17 protein-coding genes are annotated in these 17151 nt (G+C 33.6%); 9 read left to right on the top strand and 8 right to left on the bottom strand.

Annotated elements, in window-relative coordinates; genetic code table 11:
• Positions 1-65: 65 nt before the first annotated feature.
• From frr to KDE13_RS06980, 4 genes are all read right to left on the bottom strand, one after another.
• Positions 66-623, bottom strand: a complete 558-nt coding sequence (frr, locus tag KDE13_RS06995; protein WP_212143215.1) for a ribosome recycling factor — start codon at positions 621-623, stop codon at positions 66-68.
• 17 nt (positions 624-640) lie between these two features.
• Positions 641-982 carry a preprotein translocase subunit SecG gene (gene secG / locus KDE13_RS06990; protein ID WP_212139853.1) on the bottom strand — a complete coding sequence of 114 codons (342 nt, stop codon included), beginning with the start codon at positions 980-982 and terminating at the stop codon, positions 641-643.
• A 63-nt stretch (positions 983-1045) separates the two neighbouring features.
• Positions 1046-1429, bottom strand: coding sequence for a thiamine-phosphate pyrophosphorylase (locus KDE13_RS06985; protein WP_212139854.1), 384 nt, complete (start codon positions 1427-1429; stop codon positions 1046-1048).
• Positions 1422-2123, bottom strand: a complete 702-nt coding sequence (locus KDE13_RS06980; protein WP_212139855.1) for a Bax inhibitor-1/YccA family protein — start codon at positions 2121-2123, stop codon at positions 1422-1424. Before KDE13_RS06980 ends, KDE13_RS06985 begins: the two co-directional genes overlap by 8 nt.
• A gap of 151 nt (positions 2124-2274) precedes the next feature.
• Here KDE13_RS06980 and KDE13_RS06975 point away from each other — a divergent pair, with 151 nt between their 5' ends.
• The 8 genes from KDE13_RS06975 to KDE13_RS06940 all read left to right on the top strand — a co-directional run bounded on the left by KDE13_RS06975 (position 2275) and on the right by KDE13_RS06940 (position 9624).
• Positions 2275-2901, top strand: coding sequence for a carbonic anhydrase (locus KDE13_RS06975; protein ID WP_212139856.1), 627 nt, complete (start codon positions 2275-2277; stop codon positions 2899-2901).
• 6 nt (positions 2902-2907) lie between these two features.
• A complete protein-coding gene (locus tag KDE13_RS06970; RefSeq protein ID WP_212143214.1) occupies positions 2908-4794 on the top strand; it encodes a mechanosensitive ion channel domain-containing protein in 1887 nt (628 codons plus the stop codon).
• Entirely contained in the window at positions 4791-4946 is a 156-nt protein-coding gene (locus tag KDE13_RS06965; protein WP_212143213.1) for a hypothetical protein, read from the top strand. Before KDE13_RS06970 ends, KDE13_RS06965 begins: the two co-directional genes overlap by 4 nt.
• Before the next feature lie 431 nt (positions 4947-5377).
• A complete protein-coding gene (locus tag KDE13_RS06960; protein WP_212143212.1) occupies positions 5378-6118 on the top strand; it encodes an amino acid ABC transporter substrate-binding protein in 741 nt (246 codons plus the stop codon).
• A gap of 134 nt (positions 6119-6252) precedes the next feature.
• Positions 6253-7032: a transporter substrate-binding domain-containing protein gene (locus KDE13_RS06955; protein ID WP_212139860.1), complete on the top strand. Its 780-nt coding sequence runs from the start codon at positions 6253-6255 to the stop codon at positions 7030-7032.
• 63 nt (positions 7033-7095) lie between these two features.
• Positions 7096-7710 (top strand): amino acid ABC transporter permease, encoded by a 615-nt coding sequence (locus KDE13_RS06950; protein ID WP_212140507.1) that lies wholly within the window; start codon positions 7096-7098, stop codon positions 7708-7710.
• Between the two features lie 8 nt (positions 7711-7718).
• The gene (locus tag KDE13_RS06945) at positions 7719-8456 is read left to right on the top strand and encodes an amino acid ABC transporter ATP-binding protein (RefSeq protein WP_212139861.1); all 738 of its coding nucleotides are present in this window, start codon (positions 7719-7721) and stop codon (positions 8454-8456) included.
• 25 nt (positions 8457-8481) lie between these two features.
• Complete coding sequence (locus KDE13_RS06940) at positions 8482-9624, top strand: trans-sulfuration enzyme family protein (protein WP_212139862.1); 1143 nt, start codon at positions 8482-8484, stop codon at positions 9622-9624.
• Positions 9625-9664: 40 nt separating this feature from the next.
• Here the strand turns inward: KDE13_RS06940 and KDE13_RS06935 are convergent, their stop codons facing one another.
• From KDE13_RS06935 to KDE13_RS06920, 4 genes are all read right to left on the bottom strand, one after another.
• Positions 9665-10588 carry a bile acid:sodium symporter family protein gene (locus KDE13_RS06935; RefSeq protein ID WP_212143211.1) on the bottom strand — a complete coding sequence of 308 codons (924 nt, stop codon included), beginning with the start codon at positions 10586-10588 and terminating at the stop codon, positions 9665-9667.
• Positions 10589-10938: 350 nt separating this feature from the next.
• On the bottom strand, positions 10939-11520 hold the full coding sequence (locus KDE13_RS06930) for a ribonuclease HII (protein ID WP_212140508.1): 582 nt from the start codon (positions 11518-11520) through the stop codon (positions 10939-10941).
• Between the two features lie 32 nt (positions 11521-11552).
• Positions 11553-12425 carry a hypothetical protein gene (locus tag KDE13_RS06925; protein ID WP_212139864.1) on the bottom strand — a complete coding sequence of 291 codons (873 nt, stop codon included), beginning with the start codon at positions 12423-12425 and terminating at the stop codon, positions 11553-11555.
• A 35-nt stretch (positions 12426-12460) separates the two neighbouring features.
• The gene (locus KDE13_RS06920; RefSeq protein WP_212142132.1) at positions 12461-13558 is read right to left on the bottom strand and encodes an ATP-binding protein; all 1098 of its coding nucleotides are present in this window, start codon (positions 13556-13558) and stop codon (positions 12461-12463) included.
• A gap of 536 nt (positions 13559-14094) precedes the next feature.
• On the opposite strand from KDE13_RS06920, the gene KDE13_RS06915 reads away from it, so the two are divergent.
• A partial coding sequence (locus KDE13_RS06915; RefSeq protein WP_212143210.1) for a two-partner secretion domain-containing protein occupies positions 14095-17151 on the top strand: 3057 nt, incomplete at its 3' end.

Below are 17151 nucleotides of genomic sequence, written 5' to 3'. Positions count from 1 at the left end.
AGAATAATTTTTAATTTAAAGCAAAAGCCCTATAAATTTATAGGGCTTAAAAAGTATCGTAAAGACTAAATTTTTAGTAGTTCAGCCTCTTTATCTTTTACGAGTGTGTCTATCTTGGCGTTATAGTTGTCAGTAATCTTTTGAACTTCATCTTGTCCCTTTTTACTCTCATCTTCTGTTACCACTTTGTCTTTTTCTAGCTTTTTAACTTCATCATTTGCATCTTTTCGCACGTTACGAATGCTTACTTTTGCCTTTTCGCCCATAGCTTTTGCGTGTTTGGCATTTTCTCGGCGTTGCTCCATAGTCATCGGTGGGAAAAATAGTTTTACGGCCTCTCCGTCTGAGTTCGGATTTACCCCAATATTTGCGGCTTGGATAGCTGATGAGATAACTTTTATCATGGATTTCTCCCACGGAGTTATCGTGATAGTAGAGGCGTCAGTTGCGATGACGGTTGCAACTTGGTTAAGTGCAGTTTGTGAGCCGTAGTAATCAATATAGATGTTATCTAAAATATTTATATTTACCTTACCAGTTCTAAGTGTTGTAAAGTCGCGTTTTAGGGCAGCTATCGCTTTTTCACAACCCTCTTTTTGAACGGTGTAAATTTTATTTAGCATAGTTTTTCCTTTTAAATTTATTGAGCTGGTGTTGCTGGAGTAGTTGGGACCGATGGCACAGATGGGACTGATTTATTAACATCAATACTCATTAAAGCTTTAGTGTCTATACTATCAACTATCGACCTTTTCATATCTGTGTTGTATGTGTATCCAAGTATTAGAGTATTTATGATAAAAAGCACACCAATACTAAATGTAAATTTAGCTAAAAATCCAGCAGGACCCTTCGCACCAAAAAGACTCTCGTTACTGCCGCTATATGCACCAAGACCGATAGATGAGCTTTTTTGAAGCAATACTGCAACGGTAATGACGGCTGCTAGAATGAATTGTAAGATTAAAAAAAATAAACTCACTGATATTTCCTTTAAATTTTTAAGATTAGCTAGGATTATACAAAAAAAGTTTTAAATTTTTTGTTAAATTTGCTTTTCTATCTCATAAAGTTCATATCTTATGCCTTTAAAGAGCTCAGAATACTCCAAATTTATAAGCTTAAAGCACTCTTCAAGTACTCTCGCACTCTCTTGTGCTCGTTTTAGATTTGCTATTATTATATCACTTAAGCTAGACCTATTTTGCTCAGTTTTAGTGCTTGATTTTAGCACATCATTTATGCTATCTCGACAGGTTAAATATTGATTTGCAGGGATTTTTGCCTTATGGCGGATGGACTTTATCTTGTAGGCTAGGGAAGCATCGTTAAAAACATAACGCTTAATGTCTTCAACGACCCTTAACCCTTCTTTAAGTCTGTTTAAATTTGCATCTATCACACGATAAATGCCTTCATCGCTACTCATCTCTGCCAAGAATGCCAAAAATTTGAAGCAGTGAAGTGAATAGATTTACAAAGTCAAGATACAATGCTACCGCACCCTCAATAGGCGTCTCGTAGTTACCACGAATGATATTTTGTGTATCATAAAGTATATAAGCACTAAAAAGTATTGCTCCAACGCTTGCTATAACTAGCTGAAATAGTGGGCTTTGAGTGAATATATTAATCAAGCTTGCCACGATGATAACGATAAGTGCTATAAAAAGCATCTTGCTCATCGTAGTAAAATCACGTTTTGTATTCATAGCAAATACGCTTAAACCACCAAATGCAACCGTAGTAAGTGCAAATGACTGAGCCACTATAGCCGCACCGCTTGGCATGGATAGAATAGCTGATAACAATGGAGTTAGCGTAAGACCACTTACGAATGTAAATGCAAAAAGCAAAACCATATTTAGCCCAGCCTTGCGTTTAGCTGCCATAAGACCAAAAAGTAGCCCTAGCTCAACTATCACAAGCCCCCAAAATAGCATCCTGTTACTGACAAACACGTGCGACATACTTATACCTACATACGAACCAGCTGTAGCTGAAAGCAACGAAGCTGCAAAAAGCTGGTAAGTTTGTTTGATAAATGTGCTTAAAGAACTTTGAGAATACGCAACTTCACTCTCGTGAGTTTGATTAGCGTAATTTCTGTTATATAAACTCATCTTTACTCCTTTTTAAATTTTTAGTTGAATTTAACCAAAAATAAGTAAATAATAATTAAAATTTTACTTAATTAGTAAAATTTAAGCATCAAATTTTTGAATAAATTTAACTAAAATTGATATAATCTTGCAAAAATTTGTTTGGAGATATATGAGATCTATTTTTGAAGGTGCTATGAAATTTATGGAAGATGGTTTTTTAGAGCACCAAGAGTTATTTAAAAGCTTACAGCACACGCAAGATCCGCATACGCTTTTTGTCTCCTGCGTAGATTCGCGTGTTGTTCCAAATTTAATTACAAATTGCTTACCAGGTGAGCTATTTATGGTGCGAAATATCGCAAATATAGTGCCACCATATCGTGTAAGCGGTGAGTATCTAGCCACAACTTCGGCTATAGAATACGCAATCGAAGTGCTAAATATTAAAAACATTATAATCTGTGGGCACTCAAACTGCGGTGGTTGTGCAGCTTTGTATGAAGATGAAAATAAATTTATAAAAACACCAAATGTTCGCAATTGGATAAAGCTAATAGAACCGATAAAATACGAAGTGCTTAAATTTACAAGCGACGATCCAGCCAAAATGGCATGGCTAACAGAGAGATTAAACATCATAAACTCAATCAATAATATCTTAACCTATCCAAATGTTGAAAAAGAGTATAATGATGGAAATTTAAGTATATATGGTTGGCATTATATCATTGAAACTGGTGAAATTTTTAGCTATGATTTAGCTTCTAAAACATTTAAATTATTAGCTGTTAGGTAGGGAAAAATGTTTAAAATTTTTATATCATTATTGCTATTTTTTATGGTATTATTTGGCACAGATGATAACAACGAAACAAATAATATCGTAGATATAACCGCCCAAATACAAGTCATAAACTCACAGATAAAAATCTTAAAAGCACAAAGCGATAGCAATGCAACCTCTAATGCATCAAATCTAGACACGCTTGAGAAAAAAAAGATAAATTTAATAAGCAAGATACCATTTTCTATAATGCAGATAGATATTAAACAAAGTGATTTGGATAAATTTAAAGCACAAAAAAAACTGCTTGAAAAAAATGTACAAAGATATGAAAAGCTAAGCGATAAGAGCCTTTTTATACAAAACTCAATTGATCTTGAAAGGCTAAAGATCAATGAGTCTTATTATACAACGCTTATAAATTTAGAAAAACTTTTTAAGCAGGGTGCAAAAGATAGCTCCATAAAAGAGCTAATAGATAATGGATTGCTTGAACTTCAAACAAACTCTTATGTAAGCATAAACGACTTAAAAAATAGTCTCACAGATAGTTTTAGTATATACGATAGCGACTTTCATCAGCTCGAACTTCAAAAACAGACAAGAGAGGAAATTTTAGACTATCTTAAAACAAATGCCAGTTTGCTTAGTTCAAGTTTGATACTCTCTGAGCTGAATTTACAAAATGCAATTGATAGTGTAAATAAATATATACCGCTAAAATTTGGAAATCTCAACATCGGTAAAGTTATTATTATTGCTGTTGTGTTTATATTTTTTGTATCATTTACACGAATTTTAGCAAAGCTTACATACTGGCTCATATCAAAGCTTAGCACCACGCAAAGCGATGAGGAAGTCCGTGAGCAGGTGCTTGAGATCGTTAAAAAGCCTATAACATTTTTACTTATCATATATGCACTTAGTCTATGTATTGCGGTTGGATTTTACCCAGCACCAGTGTCTATTAATATAGTAAATATCCAGTCTATCGTATATATAGTAGGCTTTACGTGGCTTATTTTGACTATGCTAAATGGCTATGGGCTTATTCTTATCGGCAAGATAGCTAAAAAAAGTGGTCGCAAAGAGATAGTAAATTTAGTCCTTAAAATAACTTATTTTATAGTATTTATCATATCGTTTTTAATGGTATTAAGTCATCTTGGCTTTGATATATCAGCACTTATAGCATCACTTGGTATCGGTGGTCTTGCTGTTGCATTTGCTGCAAAGGATATAATAGCAAATTTTTTCGCCTCTGTTATGTTGTTATTTGATAACTCGTTTTCGCAGGGAGATTGGATAGTTTGTGGCGATATAGAAGGAACGGTCGTTGAGATAGGGCTTAGAAAAACAACTATAAGAACCTTTGATAATGCCCTTGTTTTCGTCCCAAACTCAAAACTCGCAAGCGATCCTATACGTAATTGGAATCGTCGCAAAGTAGGTAGACGTATCACGATGACTATAGGAATAACGTATAATTCACCCATAGCAAACATAAAAAAATGTATAGACGATATAAGGCAGATGCTAATAGATCATCAGGGAATTGCAAAACCTGAAAATATGGGCTCTCAATCAAAAAATTTAAGATCTTTTTATAGGCAAAATATACTATCAATTGACGATCTAGCGGGCTATAAGAGTAATCTTTTTGTAGTTATTGATAAGCTAAATGATAGTTCAATAGATATTATGATATATTGCTTTACCAAAACTACCATTTGGGGTGAGTTTTTAGAAGTAAAACAAGATGTTATACTAAAAATAATAAAAATAGTTGAAGACAATGGGCTAAGTTTTGCATTCCCATCACAGACTATGTATATCGAAGATGCAACAAGCACTGATGCCATCGCAAAACTACATGGACAAACACAAGCAAAGGATATAATATGAGTAACGAATTTAATGATGAGCTAGAGTATGATGATATCTACGAAGATACTTTTGAAGAAGAGCAAGACAGTGGATATAGCTACAACTACGATGAAAATGACTACGATTTTGAAGATAGTGACGAGGAAGAAGATAGTTATGATAGTTGGTAAAATTTATTTTGCATTCGAAGAATTTTTTAAAAGATGGCTTTATAGATCAAAATAACTATAAATACATTTAGTTATACGCAAGATACTTTAAATATACTAACTAGTAGGTTATATATCAAATTTATTTATAAACACCTGTATGTTAGCTATGATTTGTTTAGTCGATATTTATCGATATCTTAAAACTTAAAAGGCTTTAAAAGGCCACGCTTTTGATAAGACTATTTAATCGTAGAGCTATATAAAATGGCTAAAACACGAACCAAGTTTATTAAGTGATAAAAATATAAATTTAGTTTTTTAAAATTTTAAAGTATTTATAACTCACTTGATACTAGGCAGAAATAAATTTCAAATTTTACTTTAAATTTACAATAACCTTTTATCTTTTGTATGATATAATCAGCCACTTTATTTTAAAAGGAGACTAAATGAGTGTAAAAAAACTATTTTTACCATTGTTTGGCCTGGCCTTTTTAGCCAGTGCCTACGCATCAGATACTTTGCGTATCGCAACAGAAGGCACCTATTCACCTTACTCGTATCATAACGAGAAGAATGAGTTAGTTGGCTACGATGTGGATGTCGCACGTGCAGTAGCTCAAAAAATGGGAGTGAAAGCAGAGTTTGTAGAGGCACCTTGGGATGCAATGTTAGCTGCATTTAATGCCCAAAAAGCTGACGTTGTATTTAATCAAGTTAGCATAACGGAAGATAGAAAGCTAAAATACGACTACACGATACCATATACAACAGCTTATGGCGTGATAGTTGTACGAAAAGATAACGATATCATAAAGAGCTTTGAGGATTTAAAGGGTAAAAACTCAGCTCATTCAGCTACTAGCAACTGGGCGAAGATGGCCGAAAGTTATGGTGCAAATGTCGTTGTAACAGATGGATTTAGTAAGGGCATTGAACTTATCATTGCTAAACGTGCAGATGCTACGATAAATGATAGTGTTACATTTTTTGATTATATAAAACAACGCCCAAATGCACCGATAAAGATAGCAGCGACTAGCAAAGAGACGATATACTCAGCGGCTATCGTGCATAAAGGCGATAAAAAGCTACTAGATGCCATAAATAAGGCACTAAAAGAGCTAAAGGATGAGGGTAAACTTAAAGAAATTTCAGTTAAGTATTTTGGCGAGAATATATCAGAATAAATTTAATAGAATAGGGCTTGACGACTAAATTTATATGTTTTTAAGGGTATTATAAAAATTTATAATATACAATCAAATTTTTTAAATTTATAATTATTAAATTTTTATGAAAACCAATTCATAAGGAGAAACTGATGAAACTACAAAAACTATTAAAGTTGTTAGGCTTTTTTAGCCTATTTTTTATTACTACATTTGCAGGGGCAAGTGACACTGCTTTGGAACGTATCCAAAAAGATGGTGTATTTCGTGTAGGTATGGAGCCTGACTATCCTCCATTCTCGTTTTACAACGAGAAAAATGAGCTAGTCGGCTTTGATGTTGAGGTGGCAAAAGCTGTAGGTGCAAAGCTTGGCGTTAAAGTTAAATTTATAGAAGCAGCGTGGGATTCGCTAGTAGCGGCATTTAATGCTGGTAAGGCAGATATTTTATTTAATCTAAGTATCACGGATGAGCGTAAAGCAAAGTATGATTACACAAAGCCTTATGTCAAGGGATATACTGTGATCATAGTGCATAAGCATAATGATGATATCAAGTCATTTTCTGATTTAAAAGGTAAAACTACCGCTGTATCCGTAAATAGTAACTTTGCAATGATGGCTGAACAAAATGGTGCAAAGCTTGTAACCATACCTGATGGCTTTCCGACCGCTATAAAGCTTGTGATAGATAAAAGGGTCGACAGCACGGTAAATGATAGCATAACTTACTTTGACTTTTTAAAACAAAAGCCAGATGCACCTGTTAAGGCTGCTTTTATAGATACCACTGCAATACCAGCTGCGGCTATCGTGCATAAAGGCGAGCGTTCACTTGTGATAGCTATTGATAATGCATTACAAGAGCTATTAGAGGAGGGCAAAATAGCACAAATTTCGCTAAAATACTTTGGCACAGATATATCCAAATAAATTTAAAAAAGAGCAAATTTGGAAAGAGCAATACAGATAATATCTGAATCTATTATGCCTATAATGATAGCTGGAGCCAAGATAACTATACCGCTTACCTTGGCGTCATTTTCACTAGGACTTATTATTGCTATCATCACAGCACTTGCTAGGCTATCACCACTAAAACCGCTAAATTTTATATTTGGAATTTACGTGTGGATATTTCGTGGTACGCCACTATTAGTGCAGCTTTTCATCGTATTTTTTGGACTTCCAGCTGTTGGTATAACTCTTGATGTTTGGACGGCTGCGATAATAGCATTTTCACTAAATGTCGGTGCTTACGCATCAGAGGCAGTTCGTGCAGCTATACTTTCAGTACCACAGGGGCAGTGGGAGGCGGCGGCTTCGCTTGGTATGAGTAAGGGCATGATACTTCGTCGTATCATAGCACCGCAAGCCGCTCGTATCTCTTTGCCACCGCTTTCAAATACCTTTATCTCGCTTGTAAAGGATACTTCATTGGCTGCATCTATTACTATGGTAGATATGTTTATGGTCGCTCAACGCATTGCAGCAAGGACGTTTGAACCACTCTTACTTTATGTGCTGGTTGCTGTGGTATATCTTATTATTTGTACCTTTTTAACTTACTTGCAAGCGATCTTAGAAAAGCGATTTTCTAGGCATATTTAGGAGCTAAGATGTCTGTAAAACTAGCAAATGTGAGTAAATTTTTTGACAAACATCAAGTGCTTAGCGATATTAGCGTTGAGATTTATGAGAGGCAAACTACAGTTATCGTAGGCTCATCAGGTTCGGGGAAATCAACCTTGCTACGTTGTATAAATTTATTAGAAATCCCACAAAGTGGAGAGCTATCGCTTGGTAATGAGTTTATTAAATTTGATGGGAAGCTAAGCGAAAAAGATATTTTGCCGTTTAGACGGCACACTGGTATGGTTTTTCAGGGATTTCACTTATTTCCGCATCTAAATGTGCTTGAAAATATCATAGAAGGCCCTATAAATGTGCTAAAGCAGGACAAGCAAAGTGCAATAAAAACGGCTCGTGAGCTTTTAGCAAAGGTAGGACTAAGTGAAAAAGAGAGTGCCTACCCAAATAGGCTCTCTGGTGGACAGGCACAGCGTGTGGCGATAGCTAGAGCATTGGCTATGGATCCGTATTTTTTATTGCTTGATGAGCCGACATCCGCACTTGATCCGGAGTTAGAAGCTGAGGTGCTAAAAACAATAGTCTCATTAAGTAGTGAGCATAAGTCGCTCATCATCGTAACGCATAATATGGCGTTTGCCAGAAAGGCTGCGGATAGGATTTTATTTTTAGACGGTGGAGTTATCGCATTTGATGGTAGTCCTGATGAGTTTTTTGAAAGTTCAAATGAGCGTATCGTTAAATTTATCTCAGCGATGAAAATTTAAAGAATATAAATTTAAAAGGATAATAATGAAAGTTGATACTTTAATCGTAAAAGGCATAGAAGCAAAACACAACCCAAATGGCTCTGTGGTTCCGCCTATCGTGCTAGCTAGTACATTCGTTCAAGATGGCATTGAAGAGTTTCAAGATTATGCTTATTCTCGTGGTGCAAACCCTACTAGAAATGCCTTTGAAGAGCTTTTTGCCAAATTTGAAGGAGCAAAGCACTGCTTCGCACTCGCTTCTGGTATGGCTGCTACTTCGACAGTATTTAATCTGCTAAAAAGTGGCGATAGAGTGCTGCTAAATAACAACGTATATGGTGGTACATTTCGCTATGTTAGTGGGATATTTAAAAATCAAGGCATAAATTACGAGCTAGTTGATGACTTAAATAAGCTAAAAGAGAGTGATATAAGCAGTGATGTGAAGATGATATTTATAGAAACTCCGTCTAATCCGTTGCTTCGCGTGACTGATATAAAAAAGATCACTGAACTAGCCCATAAAAAGGGTATTTTAGTCGTTGTGGATAATACATTTTTAACGCCGTATTATCAAAAGCTATTTAGCTTTGGCGTTGATATAGTAGTCTATAGTGCGACAAAATACATTGGCGGACACGCTGATTTAATCGCTGGTATCGTTACTACAAATGATGATGTTTTGGCTGAGCGTATAAAATTTATGAAAAATACGCTAGGAGCGACACTTGCACCGACTGACGCATACTATCTTATACGCGGATTAAAGACGCTAAGTGTGCGTTTTGATAGACAGAGCGAGAATACGTTAAAGATTATTAAATTTTTAAAGGATAATGAGGCGATTGAAGTAGTGCATTACGCTGGGTCGCACTCTACGTATGAAAAACAAGTGCAACAAGCTCAGGCTAGTGGCGTTGGTGCGGTTATATCTATTGAGCTAAAAGCTGAGTATGATTATAAAGTATTTGCTAAAAGTCTTAAGCTATTTGATTTAGCGGTGAGTCTAGGCGGTGTTGAGAGCCTTATATGTCATCCAGCCTCAATGACACATGAGGCATATCCAAGGGAGCTACAAGATAGGATAGGCATTAAGCAAAACTTACTTCGTCTTGCAATCGGTATAGAAAACGTGGACGATCTCATCGCTGACTTATCACAGGCTATTGCAAAGGCTAAGAAGTAGCCATTCGGTGTCGTGGTGATTGCTACGACACTTTTTAAATTTAAGGCTCTTTAACTTCGTCTTCTTTTTCATCTTTACTAGCCCAGTATCCAGCCAATAAAGCTCCTGAGACGTTGTGCCATATGCTAAACATCGCACCTGGTAGGGCACTAAGTCCACCGAAGTATTTTATCGCTAAAGCTACGCTTAATCCTGAGTTTTGCATACCAACTTCGATAGCGATAGTTCGTGCGATCTTATCATCAAAGCCAAAGAGTTTTGCACCTAAGTAGCCTAGCAATAAACCAGTACTATTATGCAAGATAACAGCGATTATAACTAAATATCCAACTTTTTGGATATTTAAATGATTTACAGAGACTACAATAGCTATAATAAAAACTATAGATGATATAGATATAGTAGGCAGTAAAGGCTGAATTTTTGTCACAAATTTATGTGCGTATGTGTTTATGGCTATACCAAGGCTTAAAGGTATTAGTGTTATTTTTATAAGCTCTATAAGCATATCTATGGCTGGGACTGGCACCTTTTGTCCTATGTAAAGCCAGGTTAAAAATGGCATTAACACTATAGAAAGGAGTGTCGAACATAGTGTCATACTCACAGATAATGCAAGATTACCACGTGCTAGATATGTGATGACGTTTGAAGCGGTACCACCAGCACTCGTGCCAACAAGCATCATACCTACTACTAGATCTTTTCCAAGATCAAACGCTATAGATATACCAAGTGCAGCTAATGGCATTATTATAAATTGTAGTGATATGCCTAGTAAAAGAGCATATTTTTTATCAAAAACACCATTAAAGTCATTAAGCGTTAATGTCATTCCCATACCAAGCATAATGATGATTAAAAGCGGGATGATATAGCCTTTAAAAGGTATAAAAATATCTGGCATAAAATACGCAACAAAGGATAAAATAATAGCTGTTATTGGAAATATTAAAGTTTTCATCGTGCGATTATACTATGCTAAACTTTAGCTAAGCTTCAAGTAGCTTTGGCTTATCAATGTAAAATACTACGATACATCGATATTTACTGATTCAAAAGCCTTTTGTCATATAAATTTATCTAATTCTTTGTTTATCTTTTAGATTATAAATTTCGCTTTTTAAGACCTTGGCATTTTATGATTGAAATCTCTTATTCAAGTATGCAAATGAGCTAGTAAATATATAGTAGCAATAGATAAAAATACAAATTTATTAGTAAAAATTTCTATTTTTATACCTTTTATATCTGCTGTAAGTATCCTTGTTTAAAATTTGTTATGCTATCGTATTTAGCCTATCTGTATTTTTATTAAAATAGTTTTGGTTCATTGTTTTTTAGCTTAAAACTTTGTCTCATAAGAGCACAATCACCAAATTTATCTATCGCGGCTATGTGTGCCTTTGTACCGTATCCTTTGTGTTTTGCGTAGCCGTATTGAGGATAAATTTTATCCCATGCGTTCATTAGCTCATCACGGCTTACTTTAGCCAAGATACTAGCCGCACTCACTTGTGCGACTTTGCCATCAGCTTTTATCATTGTTTTAATACCTGTACCGTAGTTTGCATTACCATCATATAATAACTCATAACCCACAAAATAGCTTTTAAATAAATTTAACGCACGTCTTAAACACTCGCTAAGTCCTAGCTCATCAATCTGAGTATTTGAAAAATAAATAATGAGAAAATTGGCATTTTGTATGATCTGATTATATAGCTCTTTACGTTTTTTAGGAGTTAGTTTTTTAGAATCATTTAGCCCCTTTATATCGCACTTTAAAATACACGCAGCTACTGCCATACACCCAGCTAACGCACCACGTCCAGCCTCATCTATACCGCAAATTTTAGGATCAAATTCACATAAATTTTTTAAATTCTTATCCATTTTATATTTGAAATTTAAGCCATCTAACATATTTAAAGCCCAAAGCTATCTTTTAAAAATGGCTTAATTTCATCTAAGCTAAGTGTCTTTTCATCGTCACTATAAAACGTCAATCCCATTGGCGAAAGTGTGAAATTTTCGCTCATTCTTATATCGTGTTTGGTAAAAATCTTTTGCAGATTTTCATCTTTTAAATTTTTAAAAAGCGATGATAGGCTAAGATTTTTTGAGTTTTTTATATTGCTTGTTTTGCAAGTTATAGTGATTTTATTTTCATAAGTACAGATATTTTTTATGCGTTCATTTTGATAAAATAGCCGTGTTATTTTGCTATGATTTTCATCTTTTTGAGGTCTATTTTGCCATAATACTTGTAAATTTTTTAGATCTTCGGTGAGATTTTTGCGGTATTTATTTATAAATTTAGTCGAGCTAAAATCGCTTAAGATCGCTTGAAATTTTAAGCCATTATCGTTACTGAGCTGTTTGGCAAGAGTTATGATCTCAAAGCTTATATCTTGTTTTAAAGTGAGTTTGTAGGCTTTACCTTTGATCGCTACTTTTCCGACAAGTTCGTTATTTGTGTTATTTTCTACGTTTAGATCTATCCATTCTGATTTTGCATTTATCTTTGTTATAGTATCGTTTTTTTGCTCTATCATACCCTTATCAAATTCAAATTTGTTGTTGCTAAAAAATATATGACCACTCGTTTTACTTGGCACTTCAAAGTCTTTTGTTGATTTTAAATTTTCAAACTCATTTTTATAAACATTTATATAAAGCTCTGTTGCTATACCATCTGCCTCGCCACTAAATTTATAAAATTTACCGATATTTTCGTGACTTATCTCATATCCAAACGCAAAAATTGCTATAAAAAATAGTATGAAAAGTGATCGCATTTTTATCCTTTTAAAAAAGTGCAATTATAACAAATTTATATTCCTAGTGCCCAACGTGAAAATGGTAAAATCTCGCACTTAATGCCTTCAATGCTAAGCTCACCAGAGTTTGTTACACTTATGACTTGTAGCTTTGTCGCACCTAGTTTTTTTAAACTTTGATGAAGTTTTTTAAATTTTAAAAAGATTATCTCGCTTGGCGTAAATGGTATGCAAAGCAAAGCAAGTTTTCTTTTAACAAGGAAAAAATCAAACTCTTTTGTGTAGTAAATTTCATCATTAAATTTAGACAATTCACAGAGTATAACATTTGCAAAAGTTGATGAAAAGTCCTTTTTTGCACTAAGTGCATTACGCATGGCAAAATTTGTGAAAAATAGTTTTTTTGCAACATTTGGTTCATTAAATTTTGCCAAAAGTGTTATAATACCATCTCTCTCAAGCTCGTTTAATACGGTATAAACGCTATCTTTGGAGATCTTTTGCTGTGTTTTTAATGTTTTATAAATTTCAAAAACACTCATCGTCTCACCGCACTTCCTAGCACACTCTTTTATGATGTTTAAAGCACTTTGGCTTAGCTCTTTTTTGAGTTGATTTTGAAGATATTCACTTACTTCGCTTGCATCTAAAAATGCACATTTTACCGCCGTTCCATGGGCTAAAAAATGGCTAAAAAGCATATTTTCATCTAAATTTTTACGAAAAAATAGTATAAACTCTTCATAATCAAGATAACCAAGCTTTAAGGTATTAAAATTTGGTAAATTTATATCACGATTGTTTGTTGCTATTAAAAAGCCTTGAAGTTGAGGTAAAGAGGAGCAAATTTTAAGTGTGTTAGCCTCATCTTGTGAGCTTATATTATCCACACCAAGCACTTTTATATTTGGATTAGCTAACAAAAAATCCTTTAAATTTGATAGTAAATTCGCATTGCACCGCATATCTTTTAAGTTTATATAAAGCCGCTCTTCTTGTTTGTAAGCACTTAGATATTCGCATATCATACTTGTCTTTCCACTGCCTACATTGCCGATGATGAGCGTTTTGGATCGAGTTATATAGCATTTTCGATCTATAAATTTGATATTTTTAAGCGGTGTTTGATAAAAAAAATCCAAATCTTTCAAATTTTCTCCCTTGAGTGAATTATAACATTTACTTTTTAATATGATAAATTTATAGAAATTGAAAATTTTTAGTTAAAGTAGATAAAAATTTATTCTTTTAAAAACACTATAATTTATATTGATATTATAAAGGTTTGTTTTATTAAATTTTTTAGAAAATAGCTAGTTAATAGTAAGACTTCAATGGGTTTTAAAAAGAAGTAGCCAATGCTATCGAAATAAAAACTCATCGCTATAATGAAGATAAACTATATCAAGCACAAAAGGTTAGTGAAAATAGTTTTTAAAGGTAGGTAATTTTATAAATTAAACAATGTTTTATTGTAGACAAAATACTATATTATCACTAATCTAAAGCCAAATTAGCATAGTTAAAATACTTATAAAAAATGTAATAGTTGGTATTTTGTATTTAAAAGTATTTCTTAATTATGAAATTTATTATTCATAGATATTTTTAAATTTTTAAGCAATCACTACGATACTAACTGGTATAATAAAATAAAAATAACACAAAAATAACACAAGGACATTTGATGCTTAATTTTTTAAAACAGCTTTTATCCATTTTTGTTAGTATATCCTTGCTTGTTTCTACCTCTTTAGCCAACATTATCGCCGATCCTGCCGCCCATAAATCGCACCAATCAGTCATTCTAAAAGCAAAAAATGATGCCCTTATAGTAAATATCGTTACTCCAAATTCCAAAGGCATCTCATTTAATGAGTATGCTAAATTTAATACCCCAGATAAGGGCACGGTTTTAAATAACTCAGTAAATGGTGCAAACACAAATATAGCTGGTTTCGTAAATGCAAACCCTTTTTTAAATGGTGGTTCGGCAAATTTAATCATTAATCAAGTAAATTCAAACGATCCGTCACTACTAAAAGGGAATTTAGAGATAGCTGGAAAGAGAGCTGATTTATTAATAGCTAATCCTAGCGGTATAAATATAAATGGACTTAATATAATAAATGCAAGCTCATCTACATTTACAACTGCTAAAATTCATCTAAATAACGACGGAGGCATAAAAGAGTTAAATTTAAATCCTATCTCAAATAATCTAAACCCTTTGCAGGGCAGAATCGAGATTATCGAGCAAGGACTAAACGATAAAAATGGAGACTATACAAATATCATTGCAAACGCTATAAAAATAGCAAGTTCTATCCATTCAAACGAATTAAATTTAATCTCAACCGATAGTAAAGTTCAAAGTAGCGACGGTAAGCTTTTTAATAATGCCTTACCAAGCACTACTACAAAAAACTCTGCCATTTCAATCGATAGCACCGCTCTTGGTGGAATGTATGCTAACAAGATAAACATAATAGCCACTAAAGACGGTGTCGGAGTAAATAATGCCGGTATTATAAAAGCAAACCAAATAAAGATAAACTCAAACGGAGATATAATAAATCTAAATACCATTCAAGCACAAACTAGTGCAGATCTTAACTCAAATTCTGTCATCATAAATAAAGATAAAGCCACTATATCAAGTGGCTTTGATATGCATATATCGGCTAATCAGATAAATAACATAGCCACTTCTATTATGGCTTCGGCAAATAATTTAAATTTAAATGCCAATGAGATAAACAACGCCTCCTCCACGATACTAGCGGATAATATTAACATTAAGGCTGGAAAGTTAAATAATTACTCGCTTAATAAATTTGAAATAGATAGTGAGAATTTTAGCTCCACACTTGATCTTGGTTGTTGTGGCGAGAGAAGCTTTAAACTAACTACCGACATATCTAAAATAAAAGATGAGATCATAAACCGATGGCAACTTGAAGCAAAAAGTTATAGTGATGATGAGCTAAATGCCGAACTTTTTAATAAAGTAATCTTAAGCGATCCAATCGCCTATGCTTTAAATTTACATAAAACAAGCTATCTTCACGGCACTGACTCACATCCTTTTGTATCATTAAAATTAGATGAAAGCTCAAACTCTATCATAGCCACAACCACTCATGTAAAAGATCATGAAAAAACTAGAACCATTCACTACTCTATCACAAAAGAATACATCACCCCAGATAGTCTAGCTAACTTTATCCCAGCTCAAATTTATGCCGGAAATGATATAGATTTTAAAGTTGCTAATATAACAAACGACAAAAGCCAAATATATGCAAACCATGATATTAGACTAAATGGTGGTGACTTATATAACATAGGGCAAGATTTAGAGCGAAGTGTAAGCTCGTATTTAACATACAATTGGGAAGAAAAAGTAAAATGGTATAAAAATGGTAGCTTAAAGACAAAGTGGGAAACCAAAGGAGGCACTAGTGCACATAAAAACTTATCCTACAAAGAAGACGGCTATCCGGCGATATTTGCAGCAAATAATAACTTCTATGCAAGTTTAACAAATCTAAATAACGGTGACATAGAAGATAAAGCAAATAAAACCATAGATATACCTATATTTAGACCAAATGATATCTCTCATATAAAATTTAATCCACTAAACACCGGCTTTTTATATACAAATGACGGTAGCTCACCAGCATTTGCTTTAAACAAATTTGATAAACTTTATGCAAATGCCAATGCCTTAATAACCAACACGCTTTTATCTAAGACAGATAAAACGCCAATAAATCAAAGCTCGCTTATCATAGCAAATAATCAAATACATATCGATGCGACAGGAAATATCTATAATAGCGGAGCAATGGCTGCAAATGATATAAATCTAAAAGCAAATTCCATCACAAACAAAGACGCCTTGCTTCTAGCAAATAACACTATAAATTTAAATGCCGATAATAATCTTAGCTTAACTTCTACCGCAGCTAGTAGCGATAATATAGCACTAAGTGCAAATGATATAAATATCAATCAAACCAGCACTGATTACTCAAACAAATATCAAAGTGGTAACTACCTTGGTGCTAGCTCAACTCTAAATGCTAAAGAAAATATTAATATAACTGCAAACAACGATATAAATATAAATGGTGCGGACCTAAACGCAGATAAAAACATAAACCTACAAGCTAAAAATAATCTAAACATAAAAACTAGCCAAGCAAAGCAGAGCTTTGATATAAGCGGTAAAGATACTACCTTTAAAGGCTCTATCACAACCAATACAATATCCACTCTACAAGCAAACAATATAAATGCCGATGCAGCGAACATAGACTTAGTAGGAGCAAATTTAAATGCCGATGAAGCTATAAATCTAAATGCGGATAAAAATATAAAAATTTCATCTATAAACAATCAAACGGACTTAAAAAGCACTGTTAGATCAAAAGGCTTTTTATCTAAAAAGACAACTACTACAGATATAATAGACGAAAAAGTAGTAAGCTCAAGCTTAAATGCTAAAAGTATAAATCTAAACTCAAATGAAGACACGAGCATATCAGGTTCAAATTTAATAGCCAGTAACGAGATAAATGTCAATGCAGATAGTATAAATTTAACCCCAGCCGAATTCACCACCCACCATAAAACTAAAACAACTAAATCACATCTTGGTAATATATCTAAATCATTTATAGATAAAACACAGACTAATACAAATTTAAAACAGAGCTCTTTAAACACAAACAAC

Source organism: Campylobacter anatolicus (assembly GCF_018145655.1).
Classification (GTDB): domain Bacteria; phylum Campylobacterota; class Campylobacteria; order Campylobacterales; family Campylobacteraceae; genus Campylobacter_A; species Campylobacter_A anatolicus.
The sequence above is the reverse complement of the archived record's forward strand: the minus strand, read 5'-3'. Positions and strand labels throughout refer to the sequence as shown.